Source organism: Pseudomonas sp. BN417, assembly GCF_029871205.1.
Classification (GTDB): Bacteria; Pseudomonadota; Gammaproteobacteria; order Pseudomonadales; family Pseudomonadaceae; genus Metapseudomonas.
This window is the reverse complement of record NZ_SSOJ01000162.1, coordinates 1-16,746: the sequence shown is the minus strand read 5'-3', so window position 1 is coordinate 16,746 and position 16,746 is coordinate 1. Positions and strand designations below refer to the sequence as shown.

Annotated in this window: 18 protein-coding genes; 5 read left to right on the top strand and 13 right to left on the bottom strand. The window is 66.6% G+C overall.

What is annotated here, in order from left to right:
• Positions 1 to 493: 493 nt before the first annotated feature.
• From E8F11_RS26955 to exbB, 6 genes are all read right to left on the bottom strand, one after another.
• Complete coding sequence (locus E8F11_RS26955) at positions 494 to 1,900, bottom strand: aminoacyl-tRNA deacylase and HDOD domain-containing protein (protein WP_280291982.1); 1,407 nt, start codon at positions 1,898 to 1,900, stop codon at positions 494 to 496.
• 90 nt (positions 1,901 to 1,990) lie between these two features.
• A complete protein-coding gene (recG, locus tag E8F11_RS26950) occupies positions 1,991 to 4,066 on the bottom strand; it encodes an ATP-dependent DNA helicase RecG (protein WP_280291981.1) in 2,076 nt (691 codons plus the stop codon).
• Entirely contained in the window at positions 4,063 to 5,001 is a 939-nt protein-coding gene (locus tag E8F11_RS26945) for a hydrogen peroxide-inducible genes activator (protein WP_280291980.1), read from the bottom strand. The genes recG and E8F11_RS26945 overlap by 4 nt, the downstream gene beginning before the upstream one ends.
• A gap of 87 nt (positions 5,002 to 5,088) precedes the next feature.
• Positions 5,089 to 5,823 (bottom strand): TonB family protein, encoded by a 735-nt coding sequence (locus E8F11_RS26940; protein ID WP_280291979.1) that lies wholly within the window; start codon positions 5,821 to 5,823, stop codon positions 5,089 to 5,091.
• Positions 5,820 to 6,245, bottom strand: a complete 426-nt coding sequence (exbD, locus tag E8F11_RS26935; protein WP_280291978.1) for a TonB system transport protein ExbD — start codon at positions 6,243 to 6,245, stop codon at positions 5,820 to 5,822. Before exbD ends, E8F11_RS26940 begins: the two co-directional genes overlap by 4 nt.
• A 3-nt stretch (positions 6,246 to 6,248) precedes the next feature.
• Positions 6,249 to 7,217 (bottom strand): tonB-system energizer ExbB, encoded by a 969-nt coding sequence (gene exbB / locus E8F11_RS26930; protein ID WP_280291977.1) that lies wholly within the window; start codon positions 7,215 to 7,217, stop codon positions 6,249 to 6,251.
• Positions 7,218 to 7,428: 211 nt separating this feature from the next.
• On the opposite strand from exbB, the gene E8F11_RS26925 reads away from it, so the two are divergent.
• The 3 genes from E8F11_RS26925 to E8F11_RS26915 all read left to right on the top strand — a co-directional run bounded on the left by E8F11_RS26925 (position 7,429) and on the right by E8F11_RS26915 (position 9,786).
• Complete coding sequence (locus E8F11_RS26925; protein ID WP_280291976.1) at positions 7,429 to 8,286, top strand: NAD-dependent epimerase/dehydratase family protein; 858 nt, start codon at positions 7,429 to 7,431, stop codon at positions 8,284 to 8,286.
• A gap of 2 nt (positions 8,287 to 8,288) precedes the next feature.
• Entirely contained in the window at positions 8,289 to 9,089 is an 801-nt protein-coding gene (locus tag E8F11_RS26920) for an AraC family transcriptional regulator (protein ID WP_280291975.1), read from the top strand.
• 70 nt (positions 9,090 to 9,159) lie between these two features.
• Positions 9,160 to 9,786 (top strand): LysE family translocator, encoded by a 627-nt coding sequence (locus tag E8F11_RS26915; RefSeq protein ID WP_280291974.1) that lies wholly within the window; start codon positions 9,160 to 9,162, stop codon positions 9,784 to 9,786.
• 80 nt (positions 9,787 to 9,866) lie between these two features.
• On the opposite strand, the gene E8F11_RS26910 is transcribed toward E8F11_RS26915, so the two are convergent.
• The 6 genes from E8F11_RS26910 to E8F11_RS26885 form a co-directional block, all read right to left on the bottom strand.
• Positions 9,867 to 10,601 carry a hypothetical protein gene (locus tag E8F11_RS26910; protein WP_280291973.1) on the bottom strand — a complete coding sequence of 245 codons (735 nt, stop codon included), beginning with the start codon at positions 10,599 to 10,601 and terminating at the stop codon, positions 9,867 to 9,869.
• A 137-nt stretch (positions 10,602 to 10,738) separates the two neighbouring features.
• Positions 10,739 to 11,119 carry a RidA family protein gene (locus tag E8F11_RS26905; RefSeq protein WP_280291972.1) on the bottom strand — a complete coding sequence of 127 codons (381 nt, stop codon included), beginning with the start codon at positions 11,117 to 11,119 and terminating at the stop codon, positions 10,739 to 10,741.
• A gap of 30 nt (positions 11,120 to 11,149) precedes the next feature.
• Positions 11,150 to 13,258 (bottom strand): bifunctional GTP diphosphokinase/guanosine-3',5'-bis pyrophosphate 3'-pyrophosphohydrolase, encoded by a 2,109-nt coding sequence (gene spoT, locus E8F11_RS26900; protein WP_280291971.1) that lies wholly within the window; start codon positions 13,256 to 13,258, stop codon positions 11,150 to 11,152.
• 60 nt (positions 13,259 to 13,318) lie between these two features.
• Positions 13,319 to 13,582, bottom strand: coding sequence for a DNA-directed RNA polymerase subunit omega (gene rpoZ, locus E8F11_RS26895; RefSeq protein WP_016495387.1), 264 nt, complete (start codon positions 13,580 to 13,582; stop codon positions 13,319 to 13,321).
• A gap of 179 nt (positions 13,583 to 13,761) precedes the next feature.
• Entirely contained in the window at positions 13,762 to 14,382 is a 621-nt protein-coding gene (gmk, locus tag E8F11_RS26890) for a guanylate kinase (RefSeq protein WP_280291970.1), read from the bottom strand.
• A gap of 12 nt (positions 14,383 to 14,394) precedes the next feature.
• Positions 14,395 to 15,258: a YicC/YloC family endoribonuclease gene (locus tag E8F11_RS26885; protein ID WP_280291969.1), complete on the bottom strand. Its 864-nt coding sequence runs from the start codon at positions 15,256 to 15,258 to the stop codon at positions 14,395 to 14,397.
• A 137-nt stretch (positions 15,259 to 15,395) separates the two neighbouring features.
• Here E8F11_RS26885 and rph point away from each other — a divergent pair, with 137 nt between their 5' ends.
• Together rph and E8F11_RS26875 are read left to right on the top strand one after the other, a co-directional pair.
• Positions 15,396 to 16,115, top strand: coding sequence for a ribonuclease PH (gene rph / locus E8F11_RS26880; RefSeq protein ID WP_280291968.1), 720 nt, complete (start codon positions 15,396 to 15,398; stop codon positions 16,113 to 16,115).
• A 25-nt stretch (positions 16,116 to 16,140) separates the two neighbouring features.
• Positions 16,141 to 16,506: a DUF4870 domain-containing protein gene (locus tag E8F11_RS26875; protein ID WP_280291967.1), complete on the top strand. Its 366-nt coding sequence runs from the start codon at positions 16,141 to 16,143 to the stop codon at positions 16,504 to 16,506.
• On the opposite strand, the gene E8F11_RS26870 is transcribed toward E8F11_RS26875, so the two are convergent.
• Positions 16,499 to 16,746: hypothetical protein (locus tag E8F11_RS26870; RefSeq protein ID WP_280291966.1), on the bottom strand; the 248-nt coding region annotated here is incomplete at its 5' end. The genes E8F11_RS26875 and E8F11_RS26870 overlap by 8 nt on opposite strands.

Sequence of the window (16,746 nt, the reverse complement as noted above, 5' to 3'; positions counted from 1 at the left end):
CCCCGCACGCCTCTCGCGGCATCCATGCCGCTCGTCCCCCTGCGCAACGATTCCGCTCGGCCTTCTGACGGGGCAGAGTCGCTGCCTCACCTCTGCTGCACAGGTTCAGGCAATGAGCAGGCATCAGGATTACCGCGTCCTGTCAGGCGCGAGCCACCCCTCTGCCGCTTGCGGGGCGAAGAGGCACGCTGTCGGAAGCACCGCTTCCGGTGCCGATGAGCGACTGAGCGCGAAGCGATCAGGCTGGGGCGCAGGGCGGGGGCCGGGGGAGAGGGATGTGTCAGGCCGGTGCGCAGGCCTGAAAGGTCCGTGCTAGACGCTTCTATTCGGTTCTGCAACGGCTAACGCAGACATAGCCAATTCATTTGACTTCGGGAAACCACGTCCCTGGTAACCGGCTCTGCCTGTTACGGCTCAAGCTGTCTCTGGCTGGATCGATGGAGCCATCATGAAAAAGGGGCGCAATCGCGCCCCTTTTTCCTTTCCGCTGTAGTCAGTTCGGCGCGTTGAACTGCAACGCCAGCTCACGCAGTGCCGCTTCCGCCTGGAGCACCTTGTTCACCGCGTCCTCGGCCTTTTCGCGAGTCAGGCCCAGGGCGTCGAACAGATCGTCGGGAATCGCCACTTCCGGACCCGAGCCGATGCCGCGGTTGCGCAGCAGGCTGACCGCCAGGCACACCAGGTTGGGATAGGCGGCGTTGTCGCCCTGGTAGTCCGGATCGTGCTGGAAGCGCAGGGCGGTGGACAGCTCTTCCGGCATGTCCCAGAAACGCATCAGCCAGCTGCCGATCTGCTCGCGGGTGATGCCCAGCAGATGCTGTTCGATGTACCCGTGGGACAGGTGCGGGTTCACTTCCAGGTGGCGGCAGATCAGCGAGAAATGCGGCGGGAAGACGTGTGCCAGCACCAGGTAGCCGAAATTGTGCAGCAGGCCGGCCAGGTAGGTCAGGCCGGCCTCGGGGCGTTGCGCGCGCGGCATGGCGCGGGTCAGGCCCTCGATTACCGCGGCGGTGTAGATCGCCTGCTGCCAGTAGGGCGTGGCGTGTTGCGGCTGGTCCTTGGGCAAGCTCAGGGATTTACCCAGGGCCAGACCCAGGGCGAGGTTGATCACCAGGTCGAAGCCGAGCACGCGGACAATGGCGTCTTCCACCGAGCGGATCTTGCCGGGCGCCGCGTAGTAAGGCGAGGCGGCCCAGCTGACCACCTGGGCGGCCAGGGCGGGGTCGGTTTCGACGACGCCTGTGATGTCTTCCACCGTGGCGTTGGGGTCGACCCGCAGCTTGATGATGCGTTGCGCCGATTCCGCCAGCGGCGGGATCTCGATGGTCTCTTCCAGGCGCTGCTGGATGCGCCGGGCGGTGAAGGCCTGCACGGCCTGGGTGATCTCGGCGCGGTCGTCGCCGGGGCGGTCGAGGTTGGGGCGGATGGCCGATAGCGGCTCGCCGAAGCGGGCGGCGCTGGCCTTGCTCAGCAGGCTGCGATAGTCGTCGCTGGCCAGTTCCAGGAGCACGCCGGGATGGCCGGACTCCACCAGCAGGTGCGGCTCCTGCAGCAGGCGTTCGTCATACAGGCAGGGCGAGCTGGTCAGCGGCGGCAGGCCGGGCAGGGCGCCCAGCTGGTGCTTGCCGAGCATGCGCTCCAGGCGCTCCGGCTTGACCGCCACCAGTTTGCGGCCGGTGAGTTCGGCGAGGCGATTGAGATCGAGCAGTTGGCTGCGCGGGTAGAGCACCAGCAGGGCGCCGACGGCGTCCTCCAGGAGCACCGCCTGGACCCGCTGCGCGGCCGGCAGGCTGGGGTGATCCAGGCGGACCTGGAAGGCCAGGCCGAGCTTCTCCAGCAGCTGCACTATCACTTCAGGCGGTTGTGGCGAGGAATCCGGGGCGAGGGCGACATCGGTCATGGCAGCATCCAGCTTTGTATTTTTCTGCCCGGAGTATAACGAGCAGGTCGAAGGGGGTTGGCGCGAGGCGACGGTTGAGCGTGAAACCCATCACACTTGTCCGTACTGCTGACCGTGGCGCAACCAGCGCTCCAGCAACGGGCTGACGTGCTGCGGCCAGTGCGCCAGCAGGGCCTGGGCGGCGTCGCGCACCGCCGGCAGCAGGTCGGCATCGCGCATCAGGTCGGCCACCTTGAATTGCAGGAGGCCGGTCTGGCGGGTGCCGAGCATTTCGCCGGGGCCGCGCAATTCCAGGTCCTTCTCGGCGATGACGAAGCCGTCGCAGGTCTCGCGCATGATGGCCAGGCGTTCCCGGCCCAGCTGGGAGAGCGGCGCGTGGTAGAGCAGCACGCAGTGGCTGGCCGCGCTGCCCCGGCCGACGCGGCCGCGCAGCTGGTGCAGCTGCGCCAGGCCGAGGCGCTCTGGGTTCTCGATGATCATCAGGCTGGAGTTGGGGACGTCGACGCCCACCTCGATCACGGTGGTGGCCACCAGTAGCTGCAGCGCGCCCTGCTTGAACTCGGCCATCACCGCAGCCTTCTCAGCGGGCTTCATGCGTCCGTGGATCAGGCCGACGCGCAGCTCGCCCAAGGCCGATGAGAGCTCCTCGAAGGTGGTCTCCGCCGCCTGGCAGGTCAGCTCCTCGGATTCTTCGATCAGGGTGCAGACCCAGTAGGCCTGGCGCCCCTCATGGCAAGCTGCGCGTACCCGTTCGATCACCTCGATGCGGCGGCTGTCGGCGACCAGGACGGTGTTCACCGGGGTCCGGCCGGGGGGCAGTTCGTCGAGGATGGAGGTGTCCAGGTCGGCGTAGGCGCTCATGGCCAGGGTCCGCGGGATGGGCGTGGCGGTCATGATCAGCTGGTGCGGGCAGAGCCGACCGTCCACGCCCTTCTGGCGCAGGGCTAGGCGCTGCTGGACGCCAAAGCGGTGCTGTTCGTCGATGATCACCAGGGCCAGGCGCTTGAATAGCACCTCGTCCTGGAACAGCGCATGAGTGCCGACGACCATGGGTACGCCGCTGGCGATCTGCTCCAGGGCGGCGGCTCGCGCCTTGCCCTTGAGCTTGCCGGCGAGCCAGGCGACTTCGATGCCGAGCGGCTGCAGCCACTTGCTGAAATTGACGAAGTGCTGCTCGGCGAGAATTTCCGTAGGCGCCATCAGCGCCACCTGGTAGCCGGCCTCCAGGGCCTGCAGCGCGGCCAGGGCGGCGACCACCGTCTTGCCGGCGCCGACGTCGCCCTGCACCAGGCGCAGCATGGGTTCGGGCTGGGCCAGGTCGTAGGCGATCTCGGCGCCGACCCGTTGCTGGGCGCCGGTGGGCGTGAACCCGAGATTGGCCAGGTATTGTGCGGGCAGCTTGCGCGCCGGCGGCAGTTGCGGTGCCTCCTGGGCGCGCACCTGCTCGCGGAGGCGCTGCAGTGACAGCTGGTGGGTCAGCAGTTCCTCGAAGGCCAGGCGCTGTTGCGCCCAGTGCTGGCCTTCGGCGAGTTCTTCCAGGTCGGCATCCGGCGGCGGCCGGTGCAAGTAGCGGATGGCCTGGTCGAGCGAGCCGAGGTGGTAGTCACGGGCCAGCTCCCTGGGTAGCCAGTCCGGCAGGCTGTGGGGGCCGAGGCGCGCCAGGGCGAGCTGGCTCAGCGAGCGCAGGCGCTGCTGGGTGAGGCCTTCCGTGGTGGGGTAGATGGGCGTCAGGGTCTGCTCCACCGGGGGCGCTTCCTCGCCGCTCAGGGCGCGGTATTCCGGGTGGTAGATCTCCAGGCCGGTGGCGCCCGGACGGACTTCGCCGTAGCAGCGCAGCTGAGTGCCACGCTTGAGGCCGTCCTTCTGCGCCTGGCTGAAGTGGAAGAAGCGCAGGCTGAGGGTGCCGCTGCCGTCCTGCAGGCGCACCAGCAGGCTGCGCCGGCGGCCCATGACCACGTCGGCGCCGGCCACTATGCCTTCGACCACCGCATCCTGCCCCGGGCGCAATTCGCCGATGGGGGTGATGCGGGTGCGGTCCTGATAGCGCGTGGGCAGGTGGAAGAGGATGTCTTGCAGATTTTCCAGGCCGACCTTGGCGAGTTTTTCCGCCAGCGCCGCGCCCACGCCCTTGAGCGTGGTGACCGGTACTTGGGCCAGCTCGGTCATGCCGGTTGCGGTTCGCCTTGGGTCTGCGGGCGGGCCACCGAGCAGAGACGGATGGAGTCCGCCAGTACTTCGATGGCGCGCGGGCGCGGGAAGCTGGCGCGCCAGGCGATGGCCACGGTGCGGAAGGGCACCGGCGGCGTCAGCGGGCGAATCTCGATCACGCCGGGGGCGTAGTGGTGGCTGTCCACTGCGGAGAAGGGCAGGATCGACACGCCGAGCCCGGAGGCGACCATATGGCGGATGGTTTCCAGGGAGCTGGACTCCACCGTGGTGTGCTTGGCGCTGTCTTCGCCGCCCTTGCGCAGGCTTGGGCAGGCTTCCAGCACCTGGTCACGGAAGCAGTGGCCTTCGCCCAGCAGCAGCAGGCTCTTGTCGTTGAGCATCTCGCTGTCGATGGTCTCGCGCTCGGTCCAGGCGTGACCGGTGGGCAGCAGCACATAGAAGGGTTCGTCGTAGAGCGGCTTGGTCAGCACGTCGGCTTCGGCGAAGGGCAGGGCGACGATGATCGCGTCCAGCTCGCCGGTGCGCAGCTTGTCGCGCAGGACGTGGGTGAAGTTCTCTTCGATGTACAGCGGCATCTGCGGGGCGACCCGGTGCAGCTGCGGGATCAGGTGCGGGAAGAGGTAGGGGCCGACGGTGTAGATCGCACCTATCTTGAGCGGTGCCGTCAGCTGGTTCTTACCGGCTTGGGCCATCTCGCGGATGCCCTGGGCTTGTTCCAGCACTTTCTGCGCCTGGGTGACTATGCCTTCTCCGACCGGGGTCAGGCGTACCGCGCTCTTGCTGCGCTCGAAGATGAGCACGCCGAGCTCGTCCTCCAGTTTCTTCACCCCGACCGACAGGGTCGGCTGGCTCACGTGGCAGCGCTCTGCGGCACGGCCGAAATGCTGTTCCTGGGCGAGGGTGACGATGTAGCGCAGTTCGGTGAGGGTCATAGCATTTATCCATTGAGGTCCGGCAAGCATAGCGGCTGCAGTCAATGGAACCAAGCGCCTGCGCCGGAGGGGCGCAGGCGCCCGGGGTCAGCGGCGGTCCAGCGAGTAGACGAAGGGAGCGACCACTTCCAGGGAGCCGTTGTTCAGCAGCTCGGGCGGAGGTGGAGGCAGCGGCTGGGCGCGGCGGATCATCTCCAGGGTGGCGCGGTCCAGCGAGGCGCTGCCGGATTTGCCCACCAGGGAGTAGGAGAGCACTTTGCCTTCGCCGTCGATGACGAAGCGCAGCCGGTTGACCCCTTCGAAGCCGCGGCGGCGCGCATCTTCCGGGTAGCGCTTGTAGCGCGCCAGGTGGCTGAGCAGCTTGCTCTGCCAGGTCGGCTTGGCGTCCGAGGGAGCGCTGGCGGCGGCCTGCTGCTGGGCGGCGGGCTTGGTGTCGCTCGGGGCCGTGGTCGGCGCGGCGACGCTTTCCTTCACGCTCTCGGTTTCCCGCGGCTTTTCCGGCTTGGGCTCGGGCGGCTTGGGCTTCGGTGGCCTCGGCTTGGGTTTCGGCTTGGGCGCGATGGCGATTTTCGGCTTGGGCGCTTCCACCAGCTTGGGCAGCGGCTCGGGCTCCGGCTCGACCTGGGGCGGTGGCGGCGGCGCCGGTTTGGGTGCGGGGGCCGGCAACGGCTCCAGCTCCACCACCATGGCCGCGGGCGGCAGCTCGATCGGCTCGGCATGGGGGCGCCAATAGAGCGCCCAGAGGCCGAGGCCGATATGCAGGCCGAGCACCACGACCAGGCTGACGCCCCACTGCGACAGCTTGCGTTTGCCTTGGCTCATTTAGCGCCGACCGTCTCGAGTCCGACCAGGCCGATCTTCAGGTAGCCGGCGCCGCGCAGGGCGTCCATGACTTCCATCAGACGGCCGTAATCCACCACTTTGTCGCCGCGGACGAAGATAGTCTTCTCCTTGTCGGCGTTGGTCAGCTTGTCCAGCACGCCCCCCAGTTGCTCTTCGCTGACCGGTTCGTTGTCCAGGTACAGGCTCTTGTCTTCCTTGATGCTCAAGTAGACCGGCTTGTCCGGCCTGGGGGCGGGCTTGGCGGTGGAGGCGGGCAGGTCGACCTTGATGTCGACCGTGGCCAGCGGTGCCGCGACCATGAAGATGATCAGCAGTACCAGCATCACGTCGATGAAGGGGGTGACGTTGATCTCGTGGGTTTCCTGGAGATCATCGCCGCCTTCGTTCAGATGGATTCCCATGGATTAGCCCACTTTCACCATTTGCGGAGACTGGCCACGATCGGCCGGATGATGGTCGAGGTCACGGCTGACCAGCAGCAGGACCTGGGCCGAAGCGTCCGCCACCTGGGCCTTGTAGCCGGCGATGGAGCGCGCGAAGACGTTGTAGATGACCACGGCAGGGATCGCCGCCACCAGGCCCAGGGCGGTGGCCAGCAGTGCTTCGGCGATGCCGGGGGCGACCACGGCGAGGTTGGTGGTCTGGGATTTGGCGATGCCGATGAAGCTGTTCATGATGCCCCAGACGGTGCCGAACAGGCCGACGAAGGGCGCGGTGGAGCCGATGGTGGCGAGCACGCCGGTGCCCTGGCTCATCTGCCGGCCGCTGGCGGCCACCAGGCGCTCCAGGCGGAAGCTGACGCGCTCCTTGATGCCTTCCTTCTCGCGCAGGTTGGTCGAAAGCTTCAGTTCTTCCTGAGCATCCAGCACCAGCAGGCGGGAGACGCAGGCGTCGTTATTTACCTTGTCACCGGCCTCGTTCAGGCTGCGGGAGCCCTTCAGGACCACCAGCTCGCGGCGCAGACGGCGCTTGGCGGCCAGCAGTTCGAAGCCCTTGGCGATCCACACGGTCCAGGTCAGCACCGAGGCCAGGGCCAGGCCGATCATCACCGCCTTCACCACGATGTCGGCGTTCTGGTACATGCCCCAGGGCGACAGGTCGTGGGCCAGCATCTGCTCGCCTTCCGTTTCGGCCGCGAGCGGGTCGGTGGCCAGGGCGTTCGGGCCCTGGGCGGCGGCGTCGGCCGGCACGCCGATGGCCGGGGCAGGGGCCGTTGCGGCCGGCTGGCTGACGGCTGCCGGTACGGTCTGGGCGCTGGGCTCTTCGGCAAAGGAGGCGTTGGGCGCCAGCATCAGGCTGATCAGCAGGGCTGCCAGCAGGCGTGGCGGGCGGGCGGCGATGTTGGGCTGGGCATTGCGGATGTTGGGATTCATGCTGGCCGGACCTGAAGGAAAGGATGCGGTTTCGTCCATGGCATGGAGCGTCAGCCTGGACCGAAGGGTTGGCATTATTGCAAGTAATTCTTGTTTGTAAAAGTGACTGGATAGCATTGATGGCTTCGAGCGACGATCGACCCGCTCCCGCGCCTGTCTGGCGGTCGCCGGCCACGCCCCCTATCCTGAGTTTTTTCCCGGAGTTCCCCAGATGCCCGCTTCCACTTCCCTCCTGATTGCCGGTTGCGGCGATGTCGGCGGCCGCCTCGCGCAGCGCATGTTGCAGACCGGCTGGACGGTGTATGGCTTGCGCCGGCAGGTCGCGGCGCTGCCGGCCGGAGTCCTGCCGGTGGCCGGCGACCTGCAGCAATCCGCCTGCCCGCTGGACTGGCCGACGGCGCCGCTGGATTACCTGGTCTACAGCGCGGCGGCCGGTCAGCACGACGAGGCCGGCTACCGTGCCGCCTACGTCGACGGCCTGCGCCATGTGCTCGGCTGGCTGGCAGAGCATGGGCAGAAGCCGCGTCGGTTGTTTTTCGTCTCCAGCAGCGGCGTTTACGGCCAGCGCGACGGGGAGTGGATCGATGAGACGTCCCCCGCCGAGGCCCAGGGCTTCTCCGCTCAGGTGATGCTGGAGGCCGAGCGCCTGGCCCTGGCCAGCGGCATCCCCGCTACCCGGGTGCGCCTGACCGGTATCTACGGACCGGGCCGCGAATGGCTGCTCAAGCAGGTGCGCATGGGCTACCGGGTGGTCAGTGAACCGCCGCTCTATGCCAACCGCATCCATGTCGACGACTGCGCCGGGCTCCTGGCCCATCTGCTCGCGGCCGACGCCGCCGGGGGGACATTGGCGGACTGCTACATCGGCGTCGATGACGCACCGGCCCCGCTGCACGAGGTCGTGGGCTGGTTGCGCGAGCGCCTTGGCGTGACCGGCTGGGCCGAAGAGTCCACGGTGCGCCGCTCCGGCAGCAAGCGCTGCAGCAACGCCCGCGCCCGCGCACTCGGTTGGGCGCCGCGCTACCCCAGCTATCGCGAGGGGTATGCGGCGATCCTGGACGGCCGTTGAGGATGGATGCCAATCGCATGCTGGCGCGCCCCTGGTTGCCAGGGGTGGAGCTGTTCCATGCGGATTTTTCCGGGCAGCCTTTCGGCCGCCATAGCCACGACGCCTTCGCCATAGGCGCCATCCTCCAGGGTATCGGCGGCTACCAGTGCCGGGGCGCCCGCCACGCCCTGCCGGCCGGCACCCTGTCGCTGATGAACCCCGAGGAGCCGCACACCGGCCATGCCGAGTCCGAGCGGCTGGTCTACCGGATGCTCTATGTCGAGGAGGCGCGCCTGCCTGCCCTGCTCGGCCGCAAGCGTCTGCCCAGTGGCTTCCGCGAGCTGAATCCGGCCGATGACGGACAGGTCGCAGCGGGCCTGTCGCGCCTGGCGGCCGAGTTCGAGCGGGGCGATGCGCTGGCGCTGGAAAGCGAACTGCTGGAAGTGCTGGAGCTGGTGTTCGTGCGCCATGGCGGCCTGCGCGCGGCGGCACCGGCCACGCGGGACGGCGGCGTGACCGTGTTTCTGCGCGATTACCTGGAGGCGCACTACGCGGATGCGGTCAGCCTGGAACAACTTGCCGGCCTGGTGCAGCGTCATCCGCGCCACCTGATCGAGGCCTTCCGCCGCGCCTACGGCGTGCCGCCGCACACCTACCTGCTGCAGCGCCGGGTGCGCGAGGCCAAACGCCTGCTGCTCGGCGACCAGTCGCCGCTGGAGGTCGCGTTGTCGCTGGGTTTCTACGACCAGGCGCACTTCTCCGGCACCTTCAAGCGCTTCACTGGCGTGACGCCGGGCCAGTTTCGTCGCGCCGCGCGCGCCTGAGTTTTCTCCAAGACCGCAGCCCCGCAAGGCTCCGACACTGGCCACCGTGTTTACACGGAAGGTCGAAGTCATGCTTGCGCTGTTCCTGCTGGTCGCCAGCACCCATTTCGCCGCCCTGCTGTCGCCGGGGCCGGATTTCTTCCTGTTGTTGCGCGCGGGGCTGGTCAAGGGGTTGCGCCATGCCGACGGCGTAGCGGCGGGTATCGCCCTGGCCAATCTGCTCTGCATGCTGCTGGTGCTGCTGGCCTTGAGCCTGTTGCCCGCTACCGGAGGTGTCGGCTGGCAGTTGCTGCAGCTGGCGGGCGGCGCCTGGTTCGTCTGGATTGGCGCCCAGGCGCTGCTGGCGCGACGCGAGCTGGCGCTGCCGGAGGCCGAGGCTTGCGGGCATGGTTCGTGGCGGCGGGGGTTTTCCGAGGGCCTGCTGGCGAGCAGCCTGAATCCCAAGCTGCCGATCTTCTATGCGGGGCTGTTCGGTGTGCTGCGCAACGCCACCATGCCCGGCTGGGGGCTGGCCTTGAGCATGGCCTGGATGACCGCGGTGGTGCTGTTCTGGGACATGGCTCTGGTGCGGCTGCTGGGCCACCCGCGCTGGCGCGGCTGGCTGCAGGCGCGGGTGCGCTTGCTGGACCGGCTGTGCGGCGCACTACTGCTGGCGCTGGGGGGATGGCTGGCGCTGGGGGCGCTAAATGACCTGTAGGTTGGGCTGAGCTACGCGAAGCCCAACAGACCGGGTGCGCAGATGTTGGGCTTCGCTGTGCTCAGCACCAACCTACGGCTCTAGTCGCGCTCCAGCAGCCAGGCCCGCTTGCCGGGGAAATATTCGGGCATCTCGTCGACCTGCGCGCGGTTGCGTGCTTCGAGGATCTGCAGTTCGTCGCCGTCATGGACGAAGATCCAGGCCGCGCCCTGGTTGCCCTGCTGCAGCCAGATGCTGTCGTTCTCGCCGCTCATGGCCGCGCAATCGCCGGCCAGGCAAAGCGCGTAGCGGTCGGCGCCCGGCAGGCCTTCCAGGCTGCCGTCAGGATTGAACCTGACCAGGCCGCCTTCGCCCTTGCCCTCGACTATCTTCCAGTCGCCGCCGAGGTAGGCGGAATAGAGTGCATGCTCGAAGGCGCTGCCCGGCGGGGCGCCAGCGGCGGGGGCATTGGCCGGATGGACGAAGCGCTGTTCGGGGAGGTTTTCGCTGGCCTTCTGTACCAGTTCGTCGCCGTCCACTTCCAGCCGTTCGTGGTAATCGCCGTAGAAGTCCACCCGCCAGTCGCCATCTTCCTGGGATGCCAGACGCCCTTCACCCAGTTCGAACCCGTTGCTGTAGTGGGCTTCGCCGGATTTCTGGTCGATCTGCCATTCCAGGTTCGGGCCATAGGCCAGCAGGGCCTCGCGCAGCTTGCCTTCATTGGCCGCGGCATTGATGGCCGCCTGGTTGATCCAGATGCCGCTGGGGTCGGAGGGAGCGCTGGAGCAGCCGCCGAGAATGGCAGCGCAGAGCAGCAGGGGGAGGGCGTGACGCATGACGGATTCCTTCCGGAACGACACCACGGGCTGGACGGCCCGTGGCGGGAGTGGCTTAGAACCTGTTCACGATCAGCTGCGCGTCGGCCCTGCTGCGTTGAAAGCAGGCTCTAGCTCGCAAGATCGTGGAGAGGCTCTTATTCGAGGACCAGGATGGCGTCCATTTCTACCTGGGAGCCGCGCGGCAGGGCGGCGACGCCGATGGCGGCACGAGCCGGGTAGGGCTGCTGGAAGTAGCGGCCCATGACTTCGTTGACCTTGGCGAAGTGGGACAGGTCGGTGAGGAAGATGTTCAGCTTGACGATGTCCTTGAAGGAGCCGCCCGCGGCTTCGGCCACGGCCTTCAGGTTCTCGAATACCTGCACGGTCTGCGCTTCGAAGCCTTCCACCAGTTCCATGGTCTTGGGGTCCAGCGGGATCTGCCCGGACAGATAGACGGTGTTGCCGGCCTTGATCGCCTGGGAGTAGGTGCCGATGGCGGCGGGGGCCTTGTCGCTGCTGATGACGGTCTTGCTCATGGGAACTCCTTGGGTCTCTTGAGGGGTCGGCTACGCCCGCACGCGGGTGATGCGGATCACCCCCTTGAGCGCGCGCAGCTTCTTGATCACGCGGGCCAGGTGCACGCGGTCGTGCACGCTGACCACCAGCTGGACCACGCTGATGCGGCCATCGCGCTCGTCCATGCTGATCTTCTCGATATTGCCGTCGGCGGCGTTGACGCTGCTGGCCAGCAGGGCGATCAGGCCGCGCTGGTGCTCCAGTTCGACGCGCAGTTCGACGTTGAATTCGCCGGCGACGTCCTTGGCCCAGGACAGCTGGATGCATTTCTCCGGGTTATGCCGGATTTCGCCGATGTTCTTGCAGCTTTCCAGGTGCACCACCATGCCTTTGCCGGCGGACAGGTGGCCGACGATCGGGTCGCCGGGGATCGGGGTGCAGCACTTGGCGTAGCTCAGCACCAGGCCCTCGGTGCCGCGGATCGCCAGCGGGCCTTCCGGGTTCGGCAGCTGCTCGCCGTCGCTGGCCAGCAGGCGACGGGCGACGACGTAGGCCATGCGGTTGCCGAGGCCGACGTCCTCCAGCAGGTCTTCGATCACGTCCAGGCGGTATTCGCCAAGGACGGCCTGGACGCGCTCAGCACTGATCTTGTCGAGATGGCTCTCGAAGCCGGCCAGGGCCTTGTTCAACAGGCGCTCGCCCAGGCTGATGGACTCGGAGCGGCGCTGCTGCTTCAGGGCATGGCGGATATGGGTGCGGGCCTTGCCGGTGACCACGAAATTCAGCCAGGCCGGGTTCGGCCGGGCGCCCGGCGCGGTGACGATCTCCACCGTCTCGCCGCTCTGCAGCGGTTCGGACAGCGGCGCCAGGCGGCGGTTGATGCGGCAGGCGATGCAGGTGTTGCCGACATCGGTGTGCACGCCGTAGGCGAAGTCGACCGCGGTGGAGCCTTTGGGCAGCTCCATGATGCGGCCCTTGGGCGTGAACACGTAGACCTCGTCGGGGAAGAGGTCGATTTTCACGCTCTCGATGAATTCCAGGGAGTTGCCGGCACGCTGCTGTAGTTCCAGGACGCCCTTGACCCATTGGCGGGCGCGGGCGTGGGTGCCCTTGGGCTGGTCGTCCTCCGCGGACTTGTACAGCCAGTGGGCGGCGATGCCGTTGTTGGCCATCTCTTCCATCTCGCGGGTGCGGATCTGGATCTCGATGGGTACGCCGTGCATGCCGAACAGGGTCGTGTGCAGCGACTGGTAGCCGTTGGCCTTGGGAATCGCGATGTAGTCCTTGAAGCGGCCGGGCAGCGGCTTGTACAGGTTGTGCACGGCGCCGAGCACGCGGTAGCAGGTGTCGACCTTGTCGACGATGATGCGGAAGGCATAGACGTCCATGATCTCGTTGAACGCCCGGCGCTTGCCGCGCATCTTCTTGTAGATGCTGTAGAGGTGCTTCTCGCGGCCGATGACCTCGCCTTCCATGCCTTCGCGGCGCAGGCAGTTGGTCAGCGATTCCTCGATCTTGTTGACGATTTCCTTGCGGTTGCCGCGGGCCCGGCGCACGGCGGCGCGGATGCGCTCGGAGCGCATCGGGTGCATGGCCTTGAAGCCCAGGTCCTCGAATTCCACGCGCATGCTGTGCATGCCCAAGCGGTTGGCGATGGGCGCGTAGATTTCCAGGGTTTCCTTGGCGATGCGCCGGCGTTTCTCGCCGGACAGCACCTCCAGGGTGCGCATGTTGTGCAGGCGGTCGGCCAGCTTGACCAGGATCACGCGGATGTCGCGAGCCATGGCCATGGCCATCTTCTGGAAGTTCTCGGCCTGGGCCTCGGCCTTGGACTCGAAGTTCATCTGGGTCAGCTTGCTGACCCCGTCCACCAGCTCGGCGACGGTCTCGCCGAATTGCGCGTTGAGGGCTTCCTTGGCGATGCCGGTGTCCTCGATCACGTCATGCAGCATCGCGGCCATCAGGCTCTGATGGTCCATGTGCATGTCGGCGAGGATGATGGCTACGGCCAGCGGGTGGGTGACGTAGGCTTCGCCGCTGCGGCGGCGCTGCCCGTCATGAGCCTGCTCGGCATAGAAGTAGGCTCGGCGCACCAGGTTGACCTGGTCGGCGCCGAGATAAGTCGAAAGTCGTTCGGCAAGGACGTCTATGCTCGGCAAGGTTTCACTCCTTGCCGACCTTCATGACCCTGCGTCGTGCGACGTCGACCAGGCATGGATTCAGAGGGCCTCGTTGGCCTCGTCCTCGAATGCGGCGAACAGCGGTTCTTCTTCAACGATGTCTTCCTGGGCGATGACGTCATAGTCGACCAGGCCGGCGGCGATTTCGCGCAGGGCGACAACGGTCGGTTTGTCGTTTTCCCAGGCTACCTTGGGCTCTTTGCCGCCGGTGGCCAGCTGACGGGAACGCTTGGTGGCGAGCATGACCAGCTCGAAGCGGTTATCGACGTTGTCCAGGCAATCTTCAACGGTAACGCGGGCCATGGTGTTCCTCGTAGCACAGAAATGGATGGCGGATGCTTTGCCCGAATGGGCGAGCGGACTGAATAGTCTAAAAAATCGCCAGCATTAAGGGAAGCGCCGATTTTTGGCGCTTCCCTGGCTGGAGTCTGGGCCATGGTCGGCCCGGCCGCCAGTTATCGGCGTGATAGAGAGGGTTTCCGTCAGGCCAGCAGGCGGGCCAGCAGGGCGCCGTGGCGAACCTGCTGGGCGCCATGGCGCAGCTGGTTGGCGCGGAAGATGGCCCTTAGGTCATCGAGGGCAGTGGCGAAGTCGTCGTTGATCACCAGGTAGTCGTACTCGACGTAGTGGCTCATCTCGCTGACCGCTTCGCGCATGCGTCGGTCGATGATCTCGTCGCTGTCCTGGCCTCGGTTGTTCAGGCGTTGGCGCAGGGCCTCCTGGCTCGGCGGCAGGATGAAGATCGACTTGGCCTGGGGCATCAGGTGACGGACCTGCTGGGCGCCTTGCCAGTCGATCTCGAGGATCAGGTCATGGCCTTCGGCCAGGGTCTGCTGCACCCAGCGCTGGGAAGTGCCGTACAGGTTGCCGAAGACCTCGGCATGCTCGAGGAAGTCGCCGTGTTCGAGCATATGGACGAACTCTTCGCGGGTCACGAAGTTGTAATTGACGCTGTCCACTTCACCCGGGCGCATACCGCGGGTGGTGTGGGAGACCGAGACGCGGATATTCGGCTCGGCGTCGATCAGGGCCTTGACCAGGCTGGTCTTGCCGGCGCCGGAGGGGGCGGAAACGATATACAGGGTGCCGGGGGTGGCGGTCATGGGGGCAGTCTCTTACTCGATATTCTGGACTTGTTCGCGCATCTGTTCGATCAACACCTTGAGGTTGACCGCGGCCTGGGTGCTGCGCGGGTCGAAGGCCTTGGAGCCCAGGGTGTTGGCTTCGCGATTGAGTTCCTGCATCAGGAAGTCCAGACGGCGGCCGGCGGCGCCACCGGCCTTGAGCACACGGCGAACTTCGCTGATATGGGTGCCGAGGCGGTCCAGTTCCTCGGCCACGTCGCTTTTCTGCGCCAGCAGCACCAGTTCCTGCTCCAGGCGCTGGGGATCCAACTCGGCCTTCATCTCACTGAAGCGGTCGAGGATCTTCTGCCGCTGGGCGGCGAGCATCTGCGGGACCAGGGCACGCAAGGCGGTGACCTCGCCCTGCATGGCATCCAGGCGCTCATTGAGCAGCCGGGCCAGATCGGCGCCTTCGCGGGCGCGGCCTTTCTTCAGCTCGTCCAGGGCCTGGGCGAAGACTTCCAGGGCAGCACTGTTCAGGGCTTGCGGGTCGGCGGCATCGGCCACCAGCACGCCCGGCCAGGCGAGGACTTCCAGGGGGTTGAGCGGGGCCGGCTGCTGGATCAGCGCGGCAACGCTCTCGGCAGCCTGGATCAACTGGCTGGCGCGGTCGCGGTCCACCTGCAGGGGCTTGCCGGCGTTTTCCTCGGCCAGGCGCAGGGTGCATTCCACCTTGCCGCGGGACAGGCCCTGGCGCAGGGCGTCGCGCACCGGACCTTCGAGGTCGCGGAAGGCCTCCGGCAGGCGCAGATGGGGTTCGAGGTAGCGATGGTTGACCGAGCGCAGTTCCCAGCTGAGGGTGCCATAGGGGCCGGCCCGTTCGACGCGGGCGAAGGCGGTCATGCTGTGCACCATGGGGTTTCCTCTCGGTTTCGTCGATCAAAGGAGGCGATTGTAGCCCAGGCAGGTCGCGCCTCCCAACGCGGCGATGTCCCCCGTGGCGCCGGACCTCTATAATGGCGGGCAGATTTCTCCCGAACAGGTAAGCCCCGATGAAACGTCCCAGTGGCCGCGTAGCTGATCAACTGCGCTCGATCCGCATCACCCGCAACTACACCAAGCATGCCGAAGGCTCGGTGCTGGTCGAGTTCGGGGATACCAAGGTGATCTGTACGGCCAGCGTCGAGTCCGGCGTGCCACGCTTCCTCAAGGGACAGGGGCAGGGTTGGCTGACCGCCGAGTACGGCATGCTGCCGCGCGCCACCGGCGAGCGTAACCAGCGCGAGGCCAGCCGTGGCAAGCAGGGCGGCCGCACTCTGGAGATCCAGCGCCTGATCGGCCGCTCGCTGCGTGCGGCGCTGGATATGACCAAGCTGGGCGAGAACACCATCTACCTGGATTGCGATGTGATCCAGGCCGATGGCGGCACCCGCACCGCCTCCATCACCGGCGCCATGGTGGCCCTGGTGGACGCGCTGAAGGTGCTGAAGAAGCGTGGCGCGCTGAAGGGCGAGCCGCTGAAGCAGATGGTCGCCGCCGTCTCCGTGGGCATCTACCAGGGCGAGCCGGTGCTGGACCTGGACTACCTGGAAGACGCCGCCGCCGAGACCGACCTGAACGTGGTCATGACCGATGCCGGCGGCTTCATCGAAGTCCAGGGCACCGCTGAAGGCGTGCCCTTCCAGCCGGAAGAACTGACCGCCATGCTGGATCTGGCGCGCAAGGGTCTGAACGAGCTCTTCGAGCTGCAGCGCGCCGCCCTGGCCGACTGACAAAACCCCGAACGAGGGAGGCGACATGGACGAACCGACTCAGTATCAGGAGCCGAACCGGGAAGTACGGCAATGGGCGATGTTCTGCCATTTCTCCGCCTTCCTCGGTCTGGTGTTCCCCTTCGGCAACCTGCTGGGACCGCTGATCGTCTGGCAGATCAAGAAGGACATGGACCCCTTCGTCGACGCCCAGGGCAAGGAAGCGCTGAACTTCCAGATCACCGTGGCGCTGGCGGTGGTGCTGTGCTTCCTGCTGATGCTGGTGGTGATCGGCTTCCCTCTGCTCGGGCTGGTGAGCATCGGCGCGCTGGTGCTGACCATCATCGCCGGAATCAAGGCCAACGAAGGCCAGGCGTATCGCTATCCCTTCTGCTGGCGCTTGGTCAAATAGACCGTGGCAGGCCTTCGGCCTGCTTGGCGAATGATTTGGCTATGTCTGCATTCAGTGTTGCTAGAACGTCCTGAGCCGAGTTGCTTATCGAGTGGGCTGCGAGTTTCTGTTTCGCCTCCCGGCGAGTCTCTTTTTTCAGTCGTCGGAATGCCGCCCACAAAAAAGAAACCAAAAACGCTTGCCCCTGCATCCGGAACTCGGCGTCCCCGTCTGGCTTCGCCAAACTTCCCTCGCTCCATC